We start from the raw sequence: 24021 nt of genomic DNA, 5'->3' as shown, positions 1-24021 counted from the left end.
CTTTTAAGTTTAAGCTGGCTATTTTTTGAGTTTTATCGCTAATTTTTCAAACTACACACGTACCTCATCAAGCTGACGATTGATGTCGGTGACATGTTTGTCTGAGATGGGATAGACCTGAATGATGATCATCGAAATGGCGGCTAACATTATTGGAGCCCAAATCGCTGTAATAATTATTCCGTCGATAGCATTTGCACTTTGCTGAACCCCTTTTTCGTTAAAGCCATAGGCAGCCAGTAACCAAAGTGGAATCGCGCCACCCAGCGTGAAACCGATTTTGAAAAACAGTCCCATAATGGCATTAATAATGGCGGCGTTTCGTTTTCCTGTTTTTAATTCGCCATAAGCGACAACTTCAGGGACAAGTGCCCACATGAAGCCGGTCGCAGAGCTTAAGCCCCACTGTTTGATGAATGTTGAGATATAAGCCAGCCAAAGGGCATCGTGCATTGCTTCACGTGACCATACGTAGGTCAGTAGTTCACCGACAATAAACATGCCAAGGAACAGATGGAAGAAGCCTTTTTTGCCAAAAATTTTCTTCAGTCTGGGCCAAAAAACAGGGAAGACAATACCGGGAATTGAGGCGACCAGGCCGATAGCGCCCATCCACTCTGAGTGGCCAACGACGTACTGATTGAAAAAGCCATTTACGGTATTCATGAAAAACATGAAGGTGAAGGCCAGCATGAAAAACAATCCGAGAATGACAAGCGGCCGGTTATGTCTGAGTTCATGGAACAGATCTGTCGCTTTTACGTTGGCTGTTTGTTCTGCCGTCGCAACGACACGTTCTTTAGTAAATTTATAACAGATGAAAAGTGCAACTGCGCCGATCAGCATATAGATTGAGTAAACACCAAACCACGCGTAGTTAGCTGAGGGATCGGTGTAGTTACCCATATTGAGTTCAAGGCCAAAAAAACCCGTATCTTTCAGGCTTCGATCTTTTGGAGAAGCCATTTGTACAAACATTGGAAAGAGCGTATAGACAAGAAGATTCGCACTATTAGCCAGCATCATACGTGTGCTGGTCAGTTTATCAATAGATTCAGGATCTCTTGTCAGTGAAGCATTCAGTGAACCATACGGGATATTCACTACTGAATAAATCAAATCCAGGGCTAAATAAACCACAAATGCAAAAGGAACAGAACCCTGGATACCCGGGATGGGAGCAAACAGTAAAGCAGAAAGGATAACAAGGGGAACACCTGCTCTTAAAAGCCAGGGACGGTATTTTCCGGCAGGAGAGCTTCTTTTATCAACATACGTTCCCACCATCGGGTCCCATAACACGTTAATAATGCGGACAAAAAGAAATATAAATCCGGCTGTTGCTGTACTGATTGTATTTACAGTCAACATGTGAAGCGCCAGAAAACCGCCAATGGTACCGAATACCAGGTTTTGCGCAAAGTCGCCCATCCCATAACCAATACGCTCTCCACGGGTTAATTTATGATATTCATCATGCCGGCTTTGCATTATGTTATTACTCATTCTAGTCAGATCTCCGGTTCTTTTGTCTGGGAGGAACACTTTCTGACACAAGTAACCCATGAGAATCTATTATGTTTTTAAATTAATTAATTATGTTTTTTTATTTATGTGATCATTGAGACAAAAGCCATTTAAAGGCCCGGAAGGGTTGATTAACCGCGCACAGACGATATTCTCAGCAAATGAACTACCATACTAAACAGGCTTTTAATTTAGACTCTTGCCTGCTGTCGGTGACAAAGCAAACTCAATATATAAGCGTAATTTTGCGGGATGGCTCACACTTGATAATTATCTCAATACGAGAGTGAAATAACGTAATTGAGCAACCGGCGATGAAAAGAGAGGATAGGTAACAGTGATTTATTTTGCGCCGCCTAAATGATGGAGTTCTTTATGCAAGTTCAGGCCACGGCTCGCCTTCTTTCTATGCCAAACGAGATGTCAGCATCAAAAGCAGGTTTTGACTAGCGCTACTCACTGGCGCATCGGAATCGTAGGCGAAGGAAGGATATAATCAGAGCTACCGGCAAAGATTTTGAGAGCAATAATAATATCCATTGCCAGTCTGGAAAGAAAAAACCAATCTGGTCTACGTTGTTTCATCCTCTCCTTTAGTTTCGTCCATAATGCTTCGCTAAATTTCAGCTCGTCGCGCTTGCGCAAGCGTAATCCCACCGACGCCCTAACGGTCAAAGCTAATGGTCTCTTGTGTTCGATTTATTGAATAGTGGTAGCGAAATGAGATTGGACCCGCCGGAGTCACCGCAACATAAAGGCCATCACGGTCATTAACGTTATAGCGTTTCTCGTGAGTTCCATTGAAAAAACTGTGCTTACCGTTGCCAGAAAGTGCCAGACACAAAAAAGCCCGCAGTGATGCGGGCTTAGAGGGATTTTACTGCTTAACCGTGCAGGCTGTTGCCAGACGCGAAATCATTCCCATTCAATGGTCGCCGGTGGCTTGCCGCTGATGTCATACACCACGCGGGAGATGCCGTTGACTTCATTGATGATGCGGTTAGAGACCCGGCCGAGGAATTCATACGGCAGGTGCGCCCAGTGCGCGGTCATGAAGTCGATGGTTTCCACTGCACGCAGTGAAACCACCCAGTCATATTTACGGCCATCGCCCATCACACCGACCGAACGTACCGGCAGGAAGACGGTGAAGGCCTGGCTGACCTTGTTGTAGAGATCGGCTTTGTGCAGCTCTTCAATGAAGATCGCATCGGCACGGCGCAGCAGGTCGCAATACTCTTTCTTCACTTCGCCCAGCACGCGCACGCCCAGACCCGGACCCGGGAACGGATGGCGATAAAGCATATCGTACGGCAGGCCCAGCTCCAGACCGATCTTACGCACTTCATCTTTGAACAGCTCTTTCAGCGGCTCAACCAGCCCCATCTTCATCTCTTTCGGCAGGCCACCCACGTTATGGTGCGATTTGATGACGTGCGCTTTACCGGTGGCAGAGGCGGCTGATTCAATCACGTCCGGATAGATGGTGCCCTGCGCCAGCCACTTAACGTCCTGCAGTTTTAGCGCTTCTTCGTCAAATACTTCCACAAAGACGCGACCGATGGTTTTACGCTTAGCTTCAGGTTCATCAATACCCGCCAGTGCATCCAGGAAGCGCATCTCAGCCGGCACATGGATGATGTTGAGACCAAAGTGGTCGCCAAACATATCCATCACCTGTTGCGCTTCGTTCAGGCGCAGCAGACCGTTATCCACGAATACGCAGGTCAGACGATCGCCGATGGCGCGGTGCAGCAGCATCGCGGTCACAGAGGAGTCAACGCCGCCTGACAGGCCAAGGATTACCTTGTCATTGCCGACCTGCTCACGCAGGCGCTCAACCGCATCTTCAATGATCTTAGCCGGGGTCCACAGCGCTTCACATTCACAGATATCGATAATGAAACGCTCAAGCATCCGCAGCCCCTGACGGGTGTGGGTCACTTCCGGGTGGAACTGCACGCCGTAGAAACGCTTCTCTTCGTTGGCCATGATGGCGAACGGACAGGTTTCGGTGCTGGCAACGGTGACGAAGTCAGCCGGAATGGCAGTTACTTTGTCGCCGTGGCTCATCCAGACATCCAGCAGCGGTTTACCAGCGGCGCTGAGCGCGTCTTCAATACCGCGTACCAGCGCGCTTGGGGTGGTCACTTCAACCTGCGCATAACCGAACTCACGCTCGCTGGAACCGGAGACTTTACCGCCCAACTGCATCGCCATGGTCTGCATGCCGTAGCAGACGCCCAGCACCGGCACACCGGCGCTGAAGACATATTCAGGCGCACGCGGGCTGTTCAGCTCGGTGGTGCTTTCCGGCCCACCGGAGAGGATGATGCCGCTCGGATTGAACTGGCGAATCTGCTCTTCGGTCACGTCCCATGCCCAGAGTTCACAGTAGACACCCAGTTCGCGCACGCGACGTGCCACCAGCTGAGTATATTGAGAGCCGAAATCGAGAATCAGAATGCGATGCTTATGGATATTTTCCGTCGTCATTGAGGGGTTTCCAGAACGGTGACTTGATAAATAAAAGCGCCCGGCTGAAGCCGGGCGGGAAATCTTACGGGATTACGATCCCATGCGGTAGTTCGGTGACTCTTTGGTAATGGTCACATCGTGGACATGGCTTTCGTTGATGCCGGCACCGCTGATGCGGACAAATTCCGCTTTGGTGCGCAGGTCATCAATGGTCGGGCAGCCGGTCAGGCCCATACAGGAGCGCAGTCCGCCCATCTGCTGGTGTACGATCTCTTTCAGGCGGCCTTTATAGGCAACGCGGCCTTCAATGCCTTCCGGCACCAGTTTGTCGGCGGCGTTATCGGTCTGGAAGTAACGGTCAGATGAGCCTTTCGACATCGCGCCCAGTGAACCCATGCCGCGATAGGATTTGAACGAACGCCCCTGATAGAGTTCGATTTCGCCCGGGGATTCTTCGGTACCGGCCAGCATAGAACCGACCATCACACAGGATGCGCCCGCAGCAATTGCTTTGGCGATGTCGCCAGAGAAGCGGATACCACCATCGGCGATTACCGGAATACCGGTGCCTTCCAGTGCAGCAACCGCATCAGAAACGGCGGTAATCTGTGGCACGCCTACGCCGGTGACGATACGGGTAGTACAGATGGAGCCCGGGCCGATACCGACTTTAACTGCACTAACGCCGGCGTCTACCAGCGCCAGTGCGCCAGCACCGGTCGCCACGTTGCCGCCGACGATTTCAAGATCAGGATATTTGGCGCGGGTTTCACGAATACGTGACAGCACGCCTTCGGAATGGCCGTGCGAGGAGTCAATCAGCAGCACGTCAACACCGGCCGCAACCAGCGCATCGATACGCTCTTCGTTACCGGCGCCCGCACCAACGGCGGCACCGACACGCAGACGACCCTGCGCATCTTTACAGGCGTTTGGTTTACGTTCGGCTTTCTGGAAATCTTTTACGGTAATCATGCCAAGCAGATGGAAGCTGTCATCCACCACCAGCGCTTTTTCAACGCGCTTTTCGTGCATTTTGTGCAGCACTACGTCGCGCGCTTCACCCTCTTTCACCGTCACCAGACGATCTTTCGGGGTCATCACAGCGGATACCGGCTGGGAGAGGTCAGTGACAAAGCGAACGTCACGACCGGTAATGATACCGACCAGTTCGTTGTCGCGGTTCACTACCGGGTAACCGGCAAAACCGTTACGCTCGGTCAGCGCTTTCACTTCGGCCAGCGGTGTAGTTGGCAGCACGGTTTGTGGCTCAGTCACCACGCCGCTTTCATGTTTCTTCACCTTGCGCACTTCGTCCGCCTGGCGTTCAATTGACATGTTTTTGTGAATGAAGCCAAGACCGCCTTCCTGCGCCAGCGCAATCGCCAGACCCGCTTCGGTCACGGTGTCCATTGCAGCGGAAAGCATCGGAATATTTAAACGGATATTTTTGGTCAGCTGAGTACTGAGATCGGCCGTATTCGGCAGGACGGTGGAGTGTGCAGGAACGAGTAAAACGTCGTCGAAAGTGAGTGCTTCTTTAGCGATTCTTAACATGGCAATACTCCACCTCGGGTGAATGAGAATAGATAAAATATTGCCGCGGCATTATACAGGCCGTAACCGATTGCCTCCAGCATTATTTCAGAAAAACTCTTGATCCGCGCTATCAGCCCTGTAGTATCGGTGAATTAACCTGCTGATTTGGAATTTGATCTTCGTCACATGTCGCTGCCACCCGTCGCCAATATTTTTACCGTCAGCCGTCTCAATACCACAGTGCGTCAGCTGCTGGAAAAAGAGATGGGCCTGGTCTGGCTGAGCGCCGAGATCTCCAACTTCACCCAACCCGCTTCCGGTCACTGGTACTTCACCCTGAAGGATGACGGCGCCCAGGTGCGCTGTGCCATGTTCCGCAACAGCAACCGTCGCGTCACCTTTCGTCCGCAGCATGGTCAGCAGGTGCTGGTTCGCGCCAACATCACGCTGTATGAGCCGCGCGGCGACTATCAGCTGATTATCGAAAGTATGCACCCGGCCGGTGAAGGTCTGCTGCAGCAGCAGTTTGAACTGCTGAAAGCGCGGCTGGCGACCGAAGGTTTGTTCGAACCACAGCATAAGCAACCGCTGCCCGATCCGGCGCGCCAGGTCGGTGTGATCACCTCTTCAACCGGCGCGGCGCTGCACGATGTGCTGCGGGTGCTGCATCGCCGCGATCCCTCCTTGCCGGTAGTGATCTATCCCACTCCGGTTCAGGGCGTTGATGCGCCTGCCGCTATCGTCCGGGCGATTGAGATCGCTAACCAGCGTAATGAGTGCGACGTGTTAATTGTCGGCCGTGGCGGCGGCTCACTGGAAGATTTGTGGAGCTTTAACGACGAACGCGTCGCGCGGGCGATTTTTGCCAGCCGTATTCCGATCGTCAGCGCTGTCGGCCATGAAACTGACGTCACGATTGCCGATTTTGTGGCAGATTTGCGCGCGCCAACGCCTTCTGCCGCCGCCGAGATCGTCAGCCGTAATCAGCTTGAGCTGCTGCGTCAGCTGCAGTCGCAGCAACAGCGGCTTGAGATGGCGATGGACTACTATCTGGCGCGCCAGCAGCGGCTCTACAGCCGGCTGGAGCATCGTCTGCAACAGCAGCATCCTCAGTTACGTCTCGCCCGCCAGCAGACCGCCCTGTTCCGCCTGCAGCAACGGCTGACTGACGCGATGGAAACCGGCTTGCGCCACGCCAGCCGGCAACAGGATCGCCTGACGCATCGGCTGACCGCGCAGCAGCCACAGCAGCGTCTGTTTGAAGCGCAGAAGCAGCTGCAAAGCTGGCACTATCGTCTGCAGCAGAGTATGCAGAAACAGCTGAACGCGGATAAACAGCAGTTCGGCCAACTGGTAGCGCAGCTGGAAGGCGTCAGTCCGTTAGCGACCCTGGCGCGCGGCTTCAGCGTCACTACCGATACTGCAGGTCAGGTTGTGAAAAAAACCCAGCAGCTGCAGAACGGCGATCTGCTGCGCACTCGCCTGGATGATGGCTGGGTCGAGAGTCAGGTAACCCAGCTGTTGCCGGAGAAAAAGCGCCGTCGCAAAGCCACTTCCTGATCGCCCTGCTGGTGTCAGACCGTCAGTACACCGGTTATCGTATCGCTTGTTATGGCATCAACGAGGTGTATCTTTACTGACCGGTCTATACTTTTTGGCACATCCCTGTTGCCAAGGAGTTTCACATGGCCTTTAGCGTTATTCCTCCCTATATCCTCCGCAAAATTATCGCGCACGGCTCCGGTCACCAGCAGGAACAGGCGCGCCGCACCCTGACCCATGTACAGCATCTGATGGCTGAACACTGGCAAAAGCCGGCCGTGGCGAAAACGGCAGCAGGCGGCCATGTGGATCGCGAAATTTATGATGCGCAAAACCAGCAAACCCTGCCCGGTAAGCTGATTCGTCAGGAAGGCCAGCCCGAAAACGGTGATGTCGCAGCCGGTGAAGCCTGGGATTATCTCGGCACCACCTATGACTTTTTCTGGCAGGCCTACCAGCGCAACTCGCTGGATAATCAGGGGCTGAAACTGCTCGGAACGGTCCATTACGGCGATAAATACCAGAACGCCTTCTGGAACGGTCAGCAAATGGTATTTGGTGATGGTGACGGCGAGATTTTTAATCGTTTTACCATCGCAATCGACGTGGTGGCGCACGAACTGACGCATGGCGTGACCGAGAATGAAGCCGGTCTGATCTACTTTGAGCAGGCGGGTGCGCTGAACGAGTCACTCTCCGATGTATTTGGCTCGCTGGTCAAACAGTTCAGTAAAAAACAGAGTGCCGATCAGGCTGACTGGATCATCGGTGAAGGCCTGCTGGCCAGCGGTATCAATGGAAAGGGGCTGCGGTCGATGTCTGCGCCCGGCACCGCGTATGACGACCCGATGCTGGGCAAAGATCCGCAGCCGGCGCACATGGATCATTACGTTCAGACCCGCGAAGATAACGGCGGCGTGCACCTCAACTCCGGTATTCCTAACCGCGCCTTCTATCTGGCGGCGAAAGCGCTGGGCGGCTATGCGTGGGAGCTGGCGGGTCACGCCTGGTATGACACAATGTGCGACGATGAACTGCCGCAGGATGCCGATTTTAAAACCTTTGCCCGCTTTACCCTTCAGCATGGCGAAAAGCGCTTTAACCGTTCCGTTGCCAGCGCAATTGAGCAGGCGTGGAAAGAGGTCGGTGTGCTATGAGTGATCTGCCCGAACTCACCGATGACGCCACTATCATCGTGGCGCGTGAAGGAGGCCTCGCCTTTATGCCTGGCCTGCGCGCCGAACGCCGTTTTTCGCTGGGTGAACTGCCGCCGCCGGAAAAGCAGCGCGTCTGTCGTGCGCTTGAGCAGGCTATGCCGCTGGGCGAGCCGGAAGAGAAAGCGCCTGAGGTGGGACGTGGCGATCAACGCTATTTTCGCATTCAGATTCAGTATGCGACCCACCGCGAGGTCGGCACCATCGTGCTGTTGATTCCGGAACAGGTAGCGCCGCCAGAATTGCAGGCGCTGTGGCGTGATGGTGAATAAGCAAAAAAGGGCCGACAGTGTCGGCCCTGAGACAGCTGAATAATCTGATGTGAATCTGGCAGCAACCCATGAGCTTAAGATGCAGGGAACACAGTCAGAGGAGGAAAGCGTCCCGCGCCATGGACGTCGCGCGCCGGGCAGTCATGGATGTCGGTTTTGCGACTTTCCGATCTGACCGTGTTACCTGAGCTAAGCGGCCTTACAGCGAACCGGGCAACACTCTGCCAAAAAAAGGCCGACAATGTCGGCCCTTTTCACAGCTGAACTTACTTGCTGTCTGGCAGCGCGTAAGCAATCACGTAATCACCACGATCCGGCGACTGGCGTGCACCACCGGCAGAGATGAGGATGTACTGTTTGCCGGTTTTCGGCGAAACGTAGCTCATCGGGCCGCCCTGGCTGCCAACCGGCAGACGTGCTTTCCATACTTCTTTACCGGTTGAAGCATCAAAGGCGCGCAGGTAGTAATCCTGGGTACCGGCGATGAACACCAGGCCACCCTGAGTTGCCAGCGTACCGCCCAGCGTTGGCATACCAACCGGCATTTTCATGCGCATTTTGATGCCGAAAGGTCCGGTATCCTGCACGGTACCGACCGGCACCTGCCAGACGATTTTCTGGGTTTTCATGTCAATGGCCGACAGCGTACCAAACGGTGGCTTCTGGCAAGGAATGCCCAGCGGCGACATAAAGCGGTTTTTGTTCACCGCATACGGTGTGCCTTTCAGCGGCACCGCGCCCATACCGGTGTTGATCGCTTCACCACCGTTGCTGCCACGAGAAATCTTATTGGTGTCAGCCGGGATCATCTGTACCCACAGGCCGAGACGCATGTCATTGACGAACAGCAGATGGTTGTTCGGATCGGTCGACATGCTACCCCAGTTCATTCCGCCCAGCGAACCCGGGAAGCTCAGCGACTTATCGGTGTCCGGTACGGTGAACAGGCCATCATAACGCATCGATTTGAAGCCAATACGGCAGGCCAGCTGATCAAACGGCGTAGCACCCCACATGTCAGACTCTTTCAGCGTCTGGTTGCCAATCTGTGGCATACCGGTCGAATGAGGCTGGGTTTTGGTGTACTGCTCGTTCGGGATATGTCCCTGCGGCATCGGCAGCTCTTCGACTTTGGTCAGTGGCTTGCCGGTCATGCGATCGAGCACGAAGATCATGCCGGTTTTACCGCCAATCACCACCGCAGGTTTAGTTGTGCCATCCTTCAGCGGGAAATCGATCAGGCTTGGCTGCATCGGCAGGTCGAAGTCCCACAGATCGTTATGTACGGTCTGATAAACCCACTTCTCTTTACCGGTGGTAGCGTCCAGCGCCAGCACGGATGCGCCATATTTGTGATCCAGTTCGGTACGGTTCGCACCCCACAGATCGACAGATGAACTGCCCATCGGGATAAATACGGTGTTCATCGCCGGATCGTAAGACATCGGTGCCCACGAGTTCGGCGTACTGCGGGCGTACTCTTTGCCCGGCATTAACACCGCATTCGGATCGACATTACCCGGGTCAAACGCCCACCGCATCTGACCGGTGATGACGTCAAAACCACGCAATACGCCACCCGGCATATCGGTCTGGACGTTGTCAGCGACGCGGCCGCCCACCACTACGGTGGTGCCTGCCAGCGTCGGTGCCGACGTCAGCTGATACTGCGGATCGGGCGCCTGGCCGAGACCGGCTTTCAGGTCAACGATACCGTGATTACCAAAGCTCTCACAGAACTCACCGTTGTCAGCGTTGATGGCGATCAGACGTGCATCGATGGTGTTCATCAGGATGCGGCGCTGACAGCTATCACCGGCTGGCAGCGTGACGGCCGGAACCGGCGTCGAGCCTGGCTGAGTTGGCTGCTGCAGCGGTTTAGTGGCATCGAAATAAGCCAGACCACGGCAGCGCGGCCAGACTTCCGCCTGGGCATTAATTTCGCGTTTCCAGATCTGCTTACCGCTGTCTGCTTCGACGGCAATAACATTGTTGTGCGGGGTGCAGAGATAGAGGGTATTACCCACCTGTAACGGGGTTTGCTGATCTTCCGCGCCGTTGCCGGTTGGGCTGTCCGGGATATCGCCGGTCCGGAAGGTCCAGGCGACCTGCAGATCTTTCACATTATCGCGGGTGATTTGGTCCAGCGCCACAAAGCGGCTGCCCTGTGGCGTGTTGCCATAGTTATCCCAGTCTTTCTGCTGTTTCGCTTTATCCACCGGAATCAGCGGCAGCTCTTCGCCTGAGAACGCGACGGTAGGATGTGGCTGAAACATCTGCACGAAAGTTACCACCATGCCGACTGCCAGCAGCGCAGAAAGCCCATAAGCGGGCTTTGCCAGCGAGCTTTTGCCTTCACGCTTACGCAGCGCAGGCCAGAGCAGGAAGGCGACGATCATCAGGCCGGTTGGCACCATCAGGCGCGAAACCAGCGGCCAGAACTCGATGCCAGCATCAAACAGCGACCAGATCAGGGTGCCGACAAACATCAGCAGAAACAGTACCACCGCCGATGATTTGCGACGGAAAAACTGAATTGCTGACAGAACGGTAACGATACCGGCAATCAGGAAGTACCAACTGCCGCCGAGGGCAACCAGTTTGCCGCCGCCTATCGCGAAGAACAGGCCGGTAGCCAGCAGCACCAGCCCGAGCAGCACGGATACTATTCCCAGCCCCTTAGCGGAGCGGGACGATGTTTCAGCCATAACACTAACTCTCCTGAATAAACAGAGCGTCCACGCCGGTTGCCGCCTGAACTGCGCAACCTTGTCAAAGGGACATGCGGAGTGCCGCACTGTTTCAAATCGAATATAAACAGACCCGCGTCCATGGAGAAAGCTGGACCGGAAAGACCTGGTGTGGCTGGCCCATCCCCACGACGCGGCAGGATTGTACCACCTGGTACATTACAGAGTGAACATCTATAACCCAATTGTTACGCTGCAATAGCATTTTTGCTACAACAATTGTAGTGAATGCCGACGGCTTACGCCGGATCGCTGCCGCTTACTTAACGCTGTGGCTGAAACTCCACCCGCTTTTTCGAGATCAGGCCGTGTCCATGGTGACAAAAGTAGTCCACTGCGCCACAGGCAGAAAGCCGTTCCAGCGGCTGATGGCAATCCGGGCAGCATGCCTGCGCCGGCGTGTGTGCGCCACAACCGCTACAGATAAATTCGCCGTCGCTGAGCTGCAGCGGCTGCTGACAGTTTTCACAATTGATGGTCATGATTAGCCTCTTACTTAATATCAGGACAAAAAAAGAGGGCCTTCCGGCCCTCTTTCACTTAACGCTTATTTTTCTTCATATGCGCCATCAGACGCTTACGCTTACGCTGCTGCGTTGGCGTCAGCAGGTTGCGCTTACCTTCGTACGGGTTCTCACCCTCTTTGAACTGGATGCGAATCGGCGTTCCCATTACGTTCAATGATTTACGGAAGTAGTTCATCAGGTAGCGTTTGTATGAGTCCGGCAGGTCTTTAACCTGGTTACCGTGGATCACCACAATCGGCGGATTATAACCACCAGCATGTGCATACTTCAGCTTAACGCGACGACCGCGAACCAATGGTGGCTGATGATCTTCGGCCGCCATGTTCATGATACGGGTCAGCATTGAGGTGTTCACACGTTTGGTTGAACAGTCATAGGCTTCGGTGACCGATTCAAACAGATTGCCGACACCACTGCCGTGCAGCGCAGAGATGAAGTGGATGCGGGCGAAATCGATAAAGCCCAGACGATAGTCCAGCGTCTCTTTCACTTCATCACGGATTTCCTGCGACAGGCCATCCCACTTGTTGACCACAATCACCAGCGAGCGGCCACTGTTGAGGATGAAGCCCAGCAGCGACAGATCCTGATCGGAAATACCGGCACGCGCATCGATCACCAGCATAACTACGTTGGCATCTTCAATCGCCTGCAGCGTTTTGATCACCGAGAATTTCTCTACGGTATCAGAGATTTTGGCACGCTTGCGCACGCCCGCGGTGTCGATCAGCACATACTCGCGTCCATCACGTTCCATCGGAATATAGATGCTGTCGCGAGTGGTGCCCGGCATGTCGTAGACCACCACGCGATCTTCGCCGAGAATACGGTTAGTGAGCGTTGACTTACCTACGTTAGGACGACCGACAATCGCCAGCTTGATCGGCAAACCGGTCGGGTCGAAGTTTTCTTCTTCCTCTGCGGCTTCCAGTTCAGCAGTCTGTTCGGCGTCGAGCGCACTCCAGTAAGCCTGGTTCTCTTCTTCTTCAGTGAGTTCGACCGGCTCAACTTTGTCCATCCACGGCAGCAGTGCCGTTTCGATCAGGCTGGTAACACCACGACCATGCGACGCCGCAATGGCATGGATCTCACCGAGGCCCAGTGAATAGAAATCCACCACCGCCTGATCGGGATCGAGTCCGTCGGTTTTATTCGCCACCAGGAAAGTGGCTTTCTGACGTGAACGCAGGTGCTTAGCAATTTGCTGATCGGCGGCCATCATTCCGGCACGCGCATCGACCATAAACAGCACCACATCCGCTTCTTCAATCGCCAGCAGTGACTGCTCGGCCATCCGCGTTTCGACACCCTCTTCGGTGCCGTCGATACCGCCGGTATCGATAACAATAAATTCGCGCCCTTCCACTTCGGCGCGACCATATTTGCGATCGCGAGTCAGTCCAGGAAAATCCGCTACCAGCGCATCACGAGTGCGGGTTAAACGGTTAAATAGCGTAGATTTTCCCACATTGGGACGCCCAACCAGCGCGACCACAGGTACCATAACAATGCCTCAATAAATAATTAATCGCCCGAATGGCGTGATTATAACGGCTCTGGCCGTTAAGTTCAGGCTGAAGGCGCAAAGAATACCATGCCTGACTAAAAACGAAACGGCCCCTGATTAAATCAGGAGCCGTCAGAACGGAGGATTTCACCTGCCAGACGTTTACCCGTTAGCGGGTAATCGCATAAACCTCACCATCTTTCGACTGGATCAGCAGCTTATCGCTGGCGACCACCGGCTCAGTCTGGAAGCCGGAGCTGTCCAGTTTCTGCTGCGCGACGAAACGACCATCGGTGGTGTTCAGCCAGTGCAGATAACCTTCGCTATCGCCGACCACCAGGTAGCCGTTGTAGAGCACCGGTGAGGTCAGATTACGGTGCAGCAGATCGCTCTGGCGCCAGATTGCCACGCCGCCATCGGCGTTAAGCGCAATCACCCGATCGTCCTGATCGACCAGATAGATGCGGCCCGCATCAACAATCAGATCTTTTACGCCGCCGATTTCGCGTTTCCACAAAATCTGACCGGAACGCAGGTCCAGCGCCGTGAGATCGCCGTTATAGGCCAGTGCGTAAACCACACCATTGACGATAACCGGCGTAGTATCGACATCATTCAGACGATCGATCTCAGTCGCGCCGCTGACCTGGGAAATACGCTGCTGCCAGATCAGTTGTCCCTGATTCAGGATAACCGCACTGACGCGGCCATTGTCGCCACCGACGATGGCGCCGCCAAAAGCGACCGCAGGCGCAGATTCACCACGCAGTGACAACGCTGGCATATCCAGGTTGACGCTCCACTTGATAGCGCCGCTGCTCTGATCCAGTCCCTGCAACATCCCGTTGCTGGTGTGTACCAGTACCAGGCCGTCGCTGACCACCGGACGAGAAAGTGCTTCACCCGCCACTTTGGTCTGCCAGGCCAGGCTGCCATCGCTGCTGTTCAGCGCATAAATCTGACCGCGCTCGCTGCCGACATAGAGACGATCGCCGTCCGCCGTCAGGCCGCCCGATAACAGGGCTGAGCGATTTTTCGAGAAGAAGCCGGTTTTCTCAGAGAGATCGACTTTCCATTTTTCTTTACCGTCGGCGGCGTCCAGCGCTTTTACGATACCGAAACGATCGGCCGCAAATACGGTGGTGTCCTGCCAGGCGGGATGCAGGTTGGAGTAGAAATCACCGACGCCATCTCCCACCGAGGTGCTCCACACTTCCTGTGGCGTGAACTGATTTTCCACCTGAGGCAATGGGGCCATTTTTACTACATCTTCTTCGCCGCTAAACAGCGAACAACCGCTGAGCAAAGTGACTGAAATCAGCCCCGGCAGCAGGTATTTACGTAATTCCATGCGCTCTCTCTTGACTGGCTTAGCTTAAGTTATTCATCTTCATCTGCATCATTTGCTTCAATGCCGGAGAGGCGTCAGATTCAACCCCTTTGCTCCATGCATCGCGCGCGCCCTGCTTGTCGCCTTTGCTCAGCAGCGCTTCACCACGGATATCGGCCACAATGGCTGTCCAGCCATCACCCTTCACAGCGTCAAGGGTTTTAAGTGCCGCATCAGCATGATTCTGTTGCAGTTGAATGCGTGCCAGGCGCAGGTTAATCACCGCCTGCAGGTTGGCATCTTTGGTATCTTTCAGGCCGTTTTGCAGCAGCGTCGCGGCTTTGTCCAGCTGGTTGGTATCAACATACTGTTTTGCCAGATCCATCGCGGCCAGCGCACCGTAGGTGTTGCTGTTTTCATTGGCAAAGGTGTTAACCGCTTCCAGCGTTTCTGGCTTGCCCGCCTGCATGGCGCTGGTGAGCTGCTGATACTGCGCCGATACTGATTTCGCCGCATCTTCCTGATGACTGGCCCAGTAACGCCAGCCGCCAAGCGCAGCAATGCCGATCACTACGCCAACCGCTAACGCTTTGCCGTTATTGGCAAAAAAGCGACGCAGCGCATCGGTCTGCTCGTTCTCATTGCTATACACTTCCACGCAATCCCTCTCCTTTCTATGGTTGGTGCTGCGCCACGCTTACTGCAACAGCGTGCGCAAAACAGCAGCAGCCTCTGCCTGAGCCAGCGTTTGCTGCTCGCCACGGCGTAGATCTTTAATCACGACCTGTCCGGCCTTCACTTCATCCTCGCCTAACACCAGCGCGACGCGAGCGCCCCACTTGTCAGCACGGGCAAACTGCTTTTTGAAGTTGCCGCCGCCGAAGTTAGTCATCAACCGCAGTTCTGGCGCTTCATCACGCAGTTTCTCCGCCAGTTGCATGGCTGCAGACTGCACGCCCTGACCCGAAGCGATTACATAGACATCCACATTGCTCGTCGGTTCAAAATCGGGATTCACCGCCTGAACCAGCAGCACCAGACGTTCCATGCCCATAGCAAAACCTACGGCTGGGGTTGCGCGTCCGCCGAGCTGTTCAACCAGGCCATCATAGCGTCCGCCACCGCACACCGTGCCCTGTGAACCGAGGCTGTCGGTCACCCACTCAATCACCGTGCGATTGTAGTAATCAAGCCCGCGCACCAGGCGCTGGTTGATGGTGTAGGCGATACCGGCGTCATCCAGCAGTGCGCACAGGCCGTTGAAATGCTCGCGTGATTCGTCATCAAGATAGTCGCCGAGTTGCGGCGCATCGTTCAGCAGTTCCTGAATATCAGGATTTTTACTGTCCAGCACTCGCATCGGGTTACTGTACATGCGGCGTTTGCAATCCTCATCCAGCACCTCTTTATGCTGCTCAAGGAAAGCCACCAGCGCATCGCGGTAGCGAGCACGGGCTTCAAGGGAGCCAATGGAGTTCAGTTCAAGGCGAACGTGATCGGCAATGCCCAACGCTTTCCACCAGCGCGCGTTCAGCATGATCAATTCAGCATCGATATCCGGGCCCTGCAGGCCAAACACTTCGACGCCCATCTGGTAAAACTGACGGTAGCGGCCCTTCTGTGGACGCTCATAGCGGAACATCGGACCCATGTACCACAGCCGCTGTTCCTGGTTGTAGAGTAAACCGTGTTCGATACCGGCTCGCACACAGCCTGCGGTTCCTTCCGGACGCAGCGTCAGGCTTTCGCCGTTGCGGTCCTCAAAGGTGTACATCTCTTTTTCAACCACATCGGTGACTTCACCGATGGCGCGTTTAAACAGCGGGGTCTGCTCCACCAGCGGTAAGCGAATTTCGCTGTAACCGTAGCTCGCCAGCGTCTGCTTGAGAACGCCTTCAATCCGTTGCCAGATGGCGGTATCCGCAGGCAGGTAATCGTTCATCCCGCGAATCGCCTGAATATTCTTCGCCACGTTAGAATCTCTTAATGCAAAAAAACCTGTCCGGCATCATACCTTATGAGGATGAAACCGCACAGGTTCAGTCAAAAAAGTCACGCACGCAGGCCGCGCACGCCATTATTTTTCCAGATGCTGCACATCAATACGGCGCGTGGCATCAAGCATCGATGCTTTGGCACGAATACGCGCTTCCAGCTGATCGATCATATCGTTGTTGTCGAGACGATCGCGCTGACGCACGCCATCTTCGTAGAAGCCACTTTTCTTGTTGCCGCCGGTGACGCCCAGCGTAGAGATGGTCGCTTCGCCCGGTCCGTTAACCACACAGCCGATAATGGAGACATCCATCGGCGTGATGATATCTTCCAGACGCTGTTCCAGCGCATTAACAGTGCCGATTACGTCAAACTCCTGACGTGAACAGGTAGGACAGGCGATGAAGTTGATGCCACGCGAACGAATGCGCAGTGACTTCAGAATATCAAAACCGACCTTCACTTCTTCGATCGGATCGGCCGCCAGCGAGATACGCAGCGTGTCACCAATCCCTTCGGACAGCAGTAAACCGAGCCCAATGGCGGATTTTACCGCACCGGCTCGCGCCCCGCCCGCTTCGGTAATACCGAGGTGCAGCGGCTGCTCAATCTGCTTCGCCAGCAGACGATACGATTCGACCGCCAGGAAGACGTCCGACGCTTTTACGCTGACTTTGAACTGATCAAAGTTAAGGCGATCGAGGTGATCGACATGGCGCATCGCCGACTCAAGCAGTGCCTGTGGCGTCGGCTCGCCATATTTTTCCTGCAGATCTTTTTCCAGCGAACCGGCGTTTACGCCAATCCGGATCGGAATATTGTTGTCGCGTGCGCAGTCGACCACCATGCGGATACGCTCGTTATTGCCGATGTTGCCGGGATTAATCCGCAGGCAATCAACGCCATATTCGGCCACTTTCAACGCGATGCGGTAGTCAAAATGGATATCGGCCACCAGCGGGACGTTCACCTGCTGTTTAATCAGTCTGAATGCTTCTGCTGCATCCATCGTCGGCACCGAGATGCGGACGATATCGACACCGACGCGCTCAAGGGCTTTGATCTGATTTACCGTCGCCGCCACGTCTGTGGTGCGGGTGTTCGTCATCGACTGAACAGCGATTGGCGCGCCGTCACCGACTGGCACCTTGCCGACGTAAATGCGTTTGGATTTACGGCGGATAATGGGTGCTTCGTTATGCATATTTCTTCTCCACAATTGCCCGGTACGCGATACGCTGTTATTGCGCACCCAACGTCAGGCGAGCAACCTGGTTATTACGGATAAAACGACTTAAATCAACGGGCTGATTCTGATATTGCACCTGAACCGCGGAAGGAGCGCCAATTTTCAGACGATACGGAGCGGTTCCTGCGAGACTGAGTTTACCACCGCTGCGCTGCAAGCCGCTGAACAGTTTTTTACCGGTTGCATCGCTAACTTCCAGCCAGCAGTCGGCATTAAAGGTCATCACCACCGCGTTTGGATCGCCAGCGGGTTCACTGACCGCTGCTGCGCCGACCGGCATCTGCGGTGCGGTGCTGGCCGCCGGAGCGGCCGCGCTGGTGTCTACCGGTGCCTGGCTGGGCGATACCACCGCATTACTGGTGTTGTCTGACTGAGCAGCAGGCGCGGTATTGCTGGCACTGGCGGCCGGGGCCGTCGTGGCTGGCGTGTTGGTGCCGGCAGCGCTGTTATCTGCTGCTGGCGGGGTGTTGCTTTCATCCGGCGCAGCCGGGGCGGTGCTGTCACCGCTCGACTCCCCCAGCGGAATAGACTGACCGTCACCGCTGCTGCCATTCTGATCGGCCATCGACACCAGATCGTCCTGAGAGGCTTTGTGATTCTGCCACCACCAGGCACCCGTCAGACCGACCACCACAAACAGCACCAGCCAGGTGAAAATCATCAACCAGCCGTCACGCTTTTTGCGGCGCTTACCCAGCGAGAAACTTTGCATCGGTTCGATTTTTGCAGCACGAACCGGCGTCTGTTTCGCCATCATTGGCAGCAATTCCTCTTCAGGAATATGCACCAGTCGCGCGTAGGAGCGAATGTAGCCGCGCAGGAAAGTAGAGGCCAAATCAGCAGGCGATTTGTCTTCTTCAATGTCACGCACGGTAGAAAGTTTCAGACACAGGCGTTCAGCGACGTTCTGCTGCGTCAGTCCCAGCTGCTCACGGGCCAGACGCAGGCGTTCACCTGTTGAATGTACTGCAGAATTCTCTTGAGTGGCTTCAGTATTCATTAGCTAAATAACGCTGGTACTGTATCGATTGCGGAAAACGTCGCGCTAACCGGTCGCCATAACGTGAAACGTCAGCGGCATGTCCCTGTAGCGCGGCGAAACGTAAGTGTAACGCCAGACTGCGTGCCGTTTCGGGCCGCTGTTGCTGGTATATATCGAGCAAAATCTGCGCGTTAGCCAGTTGATTATCGGCCATCAGCTTTTCAGCTTCAGCCAGCACTGCCCCGGCTTTGCGATCGTCCGTCTCAATGGCCTGCCGCAATTCACGGCGCGCGGCGGCAAAATCGCCTGCCTGCAGATAACAAAATCCCGCCAGTTCAAGCGCATCGATCCGGGCGTCAATCTGCTGCGCATCACCTGCCCGACTAAACTGTTGATGCGCTTCGCCATACTGCCTTAAAGCGCAAAGAAACGCACCGTAATTGTTCGCGACAAAACCATTCAACGGCGCCTGCTGCTGCGCCAGTTGATAGTGGGCCCGCGCTGCCGCGCGGTTACCCCGCTTCTGTGCCAGTCGGGCCAGTGCCAGCGAGACCCGATAATCATCCGGTGCCGCCGCCTGCGCCCGCAGGAAATTGCGCTCTGCTGCCGCCTCATCGCCGCCCGCCAGATAGTGCATCCCTAACTGTAGACGCAGTTCCGACGCGCCGGGTGACTGCGTCTGGCTGACACACCCGCTTACAACAAACAGGGCCAGTAAAATCCCCGGTAATCCCTTACTCATCATCGTTTCCATCCGGTTGACGTTAGCAGCGTACAGCCTGCCACGCGCGTCACTCTCAGGAAACGTTAACGGTCAGCCTTTCAGAGCGCTTTCACAGATATCGCTTCACCGGCCATCTTTTTGCGCAGGGTACGTTTGGTACGGTCGATAACTTCACCTGCCAGCTGACCGCAGGCGGCATCAATATCGTCGCCACGGGTTTTACGCACGATAGTGGTGAAACCGTAGTCCATCAGCACTTTAGAGAAGCGATCGATGCGGCTGTTAGAGCTGCGGCCGTACGGTGCGCCCGGGAAGGGGTTCCACGGAATCAGGTTGATTTTGCACGGCGTATCTTTCAGCAATGCGGCAAGCTCATGCGCATCGTCAGTGCTGTCATTGACATGATCCAGCAACACGTACTCGATGGTGACGCGACCCTGGTTGGCATTCGACTTACCAATGTAGCGTTTCACCGCCGCCAGGAAGGTTTCGATATTGTATTTTTTGTTGATCGGGACGATGTCGTCACGCAACTTGTCGTTCGGCGCGTGCAGCGAGATCGCCAGCGCGACGTCAATCATATCGCCCAGTTTGTCGAGCGCAGGCACGACGCCAGAGGTCGAAAGGGTCACACGACGCTTCGATAAACCGAAACCGAAGTCATCCAGCATGATCTCCATGGCGGGCACCACGTTATTGAGGTTGAGCAGTGGCTCACCCATGCCCATCATCACCACGTTGGTGATGGGACGCTGGCCGGTGATTTTGGCCGCGCCGACAATTTTCGCCGCGCGCCATACCTGACCAATAATCTCTGAAACCCGCAGGTTACGGTTAAAGCCCTGCTGAGCGGTCGAACAGAATTTACACTCCAGCGCACAGCCCACCTGTGAAGAGACGCACAGCGTGGCGCGGTCGCCTTCCGGGATGTAGACGGTTTCCACCAGCTGATCGCCAACGCGGATCGCCCATTTAATGGTGCCATCGGTGGAGCGCATCTCTTCCGCCACTTCCGGGGCGCGGATTTCCGTCAGCTCCATCAGCCGGGTACGCAGCTTTTTGTTGATGTCGGTCATCTGCTCGAAGTCATCGCAGCAGTAGTGATAGATCCACTTCATGACCTGGTCAGCGCGGAACGGCTTTTCGCCGAGCGACAGGAAGAATTCGCGCATCTGCTGACGGTTGAGATCCAGCAGGTTAATTTTTTGGCTCTTGGGGGAAACAACAATCGGGGATGCGGACGCGGACGTCACAATCTGTTCGGACATAATGTTCTCTGGCCTCGTTGTTACACGTTATGGCGCTGTTCATGAATAGGTAAAAAAATGCGCCTTCATCAAGCGGAGTTAATGAAGGCGCAATATTGTACAACATCTGCGGCCTGATAACAGGCGGGAGTCGCCTCCCTCAGGCAGATTTTTGTAAAGCCAGCCGGTGGTTTATCGCCAGGCGATTAACGGGTACGCGGGCAGATTTCGTTTTCGCCGAAGAAGTAGGCGATTTCACGGGCAGCAGATTCTGCAGAATCTGAACCGTGGGTCGCGTTCTCGGTGAAGCTGTCAGCGTAGTCAGCACGCAGGGTGCCGGCCAGTGCGTTTGCCGGATTAGTCGCACCCATCAGGTCACGGTGACGCTGAACGGCGTTTTCGCCTTCCAGTACAGAAACCACTACCGGACCAGAGGTCATGAATTCAACCAGACCGTCGAAGAATGGCTTGCCCTGATGTTCAGCGTAGAAACCTTCAGCCTGCTCTTTGCTCAGCTGCAGCATTTTTGCGCCAACGATTTTGAAGCCTGCGCTTTCAAAACGGTTGTAGATGGCACCGATCACGTTTTTAGCGACGGCGTTTGGCTTGATGATAGAAAAAGTACGTTCGATTGCCATGATGACCTCTGTCTTGACGTCCTGAAGAAACCGGGGGCGCACGCCCCGGCTAAGAAACGGCGCCGATTATAGGGGCAGAGCCTGGCGTTGCCTATCAGAGATCCGCAATTTATTGAAAAATCTTGATCTGAATCGAAGCAAAGCGGGCGCAACTCTGATTTAGCGTAAAAAAGCATCACAGGCGGCTGAAGGTGACGGTGGCCAGTTGACCCGCTTCATCCATCACCACCAGCTGATAGTCGCCCGGACGATCGAGATGCAGCGACAGCGTGCCGTTCTGGCCTGGCTGTGGCTGACCGTTGAGAAACCACCAGCGCGCGGTGCCTTGTCCACCCTGCACCGCCACCGGCAGTACCAGGACCGGATTGCCCGGCAGCGGCTGCACCCGCTGTCCGTCAATCACGCCGGTAACGATCAGCGGTGCGCTGCTGCCCTGCTCCAACGGCGGACAGTGCGGATCGATTGGCGGTAAGCGCTGCGCCCGTTGTTCCTGCGGCGGCAGCCAGGCCTCCAGCGGCAGCGGCCACATCAGGCGTTCACGGCTGCTGGCCTGTGGGCAATCCGCCGCCACCCGCAATCCCCGGTCGTTTTGCCAGTAGCGTAACCGCAAGCCGCTGAGGCTCTCCTGCCCGGCGGCCAGCAGCGTGGGCGGCAGCGTGTCGTTGAGCACCCAGCTCTGCCGCCGCTGCCGGCAATTCTGATCGCCCACCGGCAGTGGCTGGCCGCCAGGCCAGCAGATAGCGGCAACCGTTACCGAGGCTGGACGCGGATCGGCAGGCCATTCCTGCCCGGCTAAGCGGCTCATCAGGATGCTGTTAATCTGATTCATCACCGGTACCGCCGAGGCCACACCTGACTGACCGGCCACCGGCGTCGCATCCGGTCGTCCAACCCAGACGCCAATCAGGTAGCGCGGATTCACTGCAACCGCCCAGGCATCGCGGTAGCCGTAGCTGGTGCCGGTTTTCCACGCCAGCGGAACCACCGCCGGTTCGCTGCCGTTAGCCGCTGGCTGCGCCTCACCTGCCAGAATGCGGCGGATAATCCATGCCGCGCCAGGCGACAGTAGCGGTCGCTGCTGCAACGGCTGATCGGGCATCCAGCGCAGCTGACCGGCGTTGCCGTGACGGGCAAAGGCACTGTAAGCCGCCACCACTTCGTCCATCCTCGCCCCGGTGCCGCCGAGGATCAGCGACAGATTAGGCCCCGAACCGGCTGGAAAACGTAAATTGAGCCCGACATTACGCAGACGGGCCGCCACATTTTTGGGTCCCAGCGCCTCCAGTAGCTGAACGGCAGGCAGGTTAAGTGAGCGCACTAACGCCTCGCTGGCGCTGACCGGGCCATGAAAACCGCTGTCGAAATTACCCGGCCGGTAGTCGCCGACGCGACGCGGTACATCCTGCAACAGTGATTCTGCATGGATCAGGCCATCATCGAGCGCCATGCCATAGACAAAGGGTTTTAACACCGAGCCGGGCGACCGCACGCTGGCGATCATATCCACCTGACCAAAGCGGCTGTCATCGCCAAAGTCGGCGGAACCGACATATCCCTGTACCGCCATGGTGGTGTGATCGACTACCAGCACCGCCAGCGAGGTGCGCGGTGGAAGCTGGCTTTTAATGTTCAGCGCCATGCTTTCCAGCTGACGCTGCAACGACGGATCGAGGGTCGAGACAATCTTTTCACGGTCGCTGATCGACAGCAGACGCCGGGCCAGTAAGGGCGCCATCTGTGGCATCTGTCTCGGCGGAAGCCAGACCGGCTCCTGTCGGATTTCAGCCACCTGCTGAGGCGACCAGACGCGGTACTGCGCCAGCCGATCCAGCACTTTGTTGCGTGCGGCTTCGGCCCGCGCCGGCCAGCGATCCGGCCGTAACCGGCTGGGAGCCTGTGGCAACACCGCCAGCAAGGCGGCCTCGCCGCGGGTCAGCTCAGCGGGCGATTTGCCCAGCCAGCTCCAGCTTGCGGCGCCGACGCCTTCCAGCGTGCCGCCAAACGATGCCCGGTTGAGGTAGAGAGTCAGGATATCGCGTTTGGAAAGGTGCCACTCCAGCTGCAGCGCACGCCAGGCCTGAATCAGCTTGCCCTTTAGCGTCCGCGGCTGGGGGTCAATAAGCCGTGCCACCTGCATAGTTAAGGTGCTGCCACCGGAAATCACGCTACGGTGCCGCAGATCCTGCCAGGCGGCGCGCAGCAGGGCCAGCGGATTGACGCCAGGGTGATACCAGAACCAGCGATCTTCGTAAGTCAGTAATGCCTGCAGGTAAGCGGGCGAAACCTCTTCTGGCGTGACCGGATAGCGCCAGATCCCCTGACGATCGGCGAAGCGCCACAGCGGCGTACCGTCGGCGGCCACCACCACGCGCGCTGGCTGTGGTTGCTTAAGCGGTAACGGAGAGAGCCGATCCAGCCCCCACAGAGCCAGCAGCAACATCAGTAAAAAAAGCGGCAGCGCCAGCCACCGCTTTTTAGCCGTTCGGATGTTCAACACCCT

19 protein-coding genes are annotated in these 24021 nt (G+C 55.8%); 3 read left to right on the top strand and 16 right to left on the bottom strand.

What is annotated here, in order from left to right; all coding sequences use genetic code 11:
* Positions 1-51: 51 nt before the first annotated feature.
* From ABIB18_RS18570 to guaB, 4 genes are all read right to left on the bottom strand, one after another.
* Positions 52-1491: an MFS transporter gene (locus tag ABIB18_RS18570; RefSeq protein ID WP_162287700.1), complete on the bottom strand. Its 1440-nt coding sequence runs from the start codon at positions 1489-1491 to the stop codon at positions 52-54.
* A 492-nt stretch (positions 1492-1983) separates the two neighbouring features.
* Positions 1984-2112 (bottom strand): hypothetical protein, encoded by a 129-nt coding sequence (locus tag ABIB18_RS23795; protein ID WP_425028374.1) that lies wholly within the window; start codon positions 2110-2112, stop codon positions 1984-1986.
* Between the two features lie 330 nt (positions 2113-2442).
* A complete protein-coding gene (gene guaA / locus ABIB18_RS18560; protein WP_031376473.1) occupies positions 2443-4023 on the bottom strand; it encodes a glutamine-hydrolyzing GMP synthase in 1581 nt (526 codons plus the stop codon).
* A 72-nt stretch (positions 4024-4095) separates the two neighbouring features.
* Entirely contained in the window at positions 4096-5562 is a 1467-nt protein-coding gene (guaB, locus tag ABIB18_RS18555; protein WP_031376474.1) for an IMP dehydrogenase, read from the bottom strand.
* A gap of 168 nt (positions 5563-5730) precedes the next feature.
* Here guaB and xseA point away from each other — a divergent pair, with 168 nt between their 5' ends.
* From xseA to ABIB18_RS18540, 3 genes are all read left to right on the top strand, one after another.
* Complete coding sequence (gene xseA, locus ABIB18_RS18550; RefSeq protein WP_354475198.1) at positions 5731-7104, top strand: exodeoxyribonuclease VII large subunit; 1374 nt, start codon at positions 5731-5733, stop codon at positions 7102-7104.
* A gap of 125 nt (positions 7105-7229) precedes the next feature.
* Positions 7230-8243: a M4 family metallopeptidase gene (locus tag ABIB18_RS18545; RefSeq protein WP_031376476.1), complete on the top strand. Its 1014-nt coding sequence runs from the start codon at positions 7230-7232 to the stop codon at positions 8241-8243.
* Complete coding sequence (locus ABIB18_RS18540) at positions 8240-8572, top strand: protealysin inhibitor emfourin (protein ID WP_031376477.1); 333 nt, start codon at positions 8240-8242, stop codon at positions 8570-8572. Before ABIB18_RS18545 ends, ABIB18_RS18540 begins: the two co-directional genes overlap by 4 nt.
* A gap of 266 nt (positions 8573-8838) precedes the next feature.
* Here ABIB18_RS18540 and ABIB18_RS18535 read toward each other — a convergent pair whose 3' ends face one another.
* From ABIB18_RS18535 to pbpC, 12 genes are all read right to left on the bottom strand, one after another.
* On the bottom strand, positions 8839-11280 hold the full coding sequence (locus tag ABIB18_RS18535; protein WP_031376478.1) for a glucose/quinate/shikimate family membrane-bound PQQ-dependent dehydrogenase: 2442 nt from the start codon (positions 11278-11280) through the stop codon (positions 8839-8841).
* Positions 11281-11585: 305 nt separating this feature from the next.
* Positions 11586-11804, bottom strand: a complete 219-nt coding sequence (locus ABIB18_RS18530; RefSeq protein WP_031376479.1) for a zinc ribbon domain-containing protein — start codon at positions 11802-11804, stop codon at positions 11586-11588.
* Positions 11805-11862: 58 nt separating this feature from the next.
* The gene (gene der / locus ABIB18_RS18525) at positions 11863-13353 is read right to left on the bottom strand and encodes a ribosome biogenesis GTPase Der (RefSeq protein WP_031376480.1); all 1491 of its coding nucleotides are present in this window, start codon (positions 13351-13353) and stop codon (positions 11863-11865) included.
* 172 nt (positions 13354-13525) lie between these two features.
* On the bottom strand, positions 13526-14707 hold the full coding sequence (gene bamB, locus ABIB18_RS18520; RefSeq protein ID WP_031376481.1) for an outer membrane protein assembly factor BamB: 1182 nt from the start codon (positions 14705-14707) through the stop codon (positions 13526-13528).
* Positions 14708-14726: 19 nt separating this feature from the next.
* Complete coding sequence (locus ABIB18_RS18515; protein WP_031376482.1) at positions 14727-15344, bottom strand: YfgM family protein; 618 nt, start codon at positions 15342-15344, stop codon at positions 14727-14729.
* 39 nt (positions 15345-15383) lie between these two features.
* Positions 15384-16658: a histidine--tRNA ligase gene (gene hisS / locus ABIB18_RS18510; protein WP_354475193.1), complete on the bottom strand. Its 1275-nt coding sequence runs from the start codon at positions 16656-16658 to the stop codon at positions 15384-15386.
* A gap of 105 nt (positions 16659-16763) precedes the next feature.
* Positions 16764-17885: a flavodoxin-dependent (E)-4-hydroxy-3-methylbut-2-enyl-diphosphate synthase gene (ispG, locus tag ABIB18_RS18505; protein WP_046288173.1), complete on the bottom strand. Its 1122-nt coding sequence runs from the start codon at positions 17883-17885 to the stop codon at positions 16764-16766.
* A gap of 37 nt (positions 17886-17922) precedes the next feature.
* A complete protein-coding gene (gene rodZ, locus ABIB18_RS18500; RefSeq protein ID WP_354475191.1) occupies positions 17923-18930 on the bottom strand; it encodes a cytoskeleton protein RodZ in 1008 nt (335 codons plus the stop codon).
* The gene (gene pilW / locus ABIB18_RS18495; RefSeq protein ID WP_354475243.1) at positions 18920-19654 is read right to left on the bottom strand and encodes a type IV pilus biogenesis/stability protein PilW; all 735 of its coding nucleotides are present in this window, start codon (positions 19652-19654) and stop codon (positions 18920-18922) included. Before pilW ends, rodZ begins: the two co-directional genes overlap by 11 nt.
* Positions 19655-19734: 80 nt before the next feature.
* Complete coding sequence (gene rlmN / locus ABIB18_RS18490) at positions 19735-20904, bottom strand: dual-specificity RNA methyltransferase RlmN (protein WP_031377788.1); 1170 nt, start codon at positions 20902-20904, stop codon at positions 19735-19737.
* 185 nt (positions 20905-21089) lie between these two features.
* Complete coding sequence (gene ndk, locus ABIB18_RS18485) at positions 21090-21521, bottom strand: nucleoside-diphosphate kinase (RefSeq protein ID WP_003848684.1); 432 nt, start codon at positions 21519-21521, stop codon at positions 21090-21092.
* A gap of 175 nt (positions 21522-21696) precedes the next feature.
* Positions 21697-24018, bottom strand: coding sequence for a peptidoglycan glycosyltransferase PbpC (gene pbpC, locus ABIB18_RS18480; protein WP_354475189.1), 2322 nt, complete (start codon positions 24016-24018; stop codon positions 21697-21699).
* Between the last annotated feature and the right edge of the window lie 3 nt (positions 24019-24021).

This window comes from Pantoea sp. UYEF8 (genome assembly GCF_040546285.1).
Lineage (GTDB): Bacteria > Pseudomonadota > Gammaproteobacteria > Enterobacterales > Enterobacteriaceae > Pantoea > Pantoea brenneri.
Note: the sequence above shows the minus strand (reverse complement) of the source record. Positions and strands in the feature narration are given on the sequence as shown.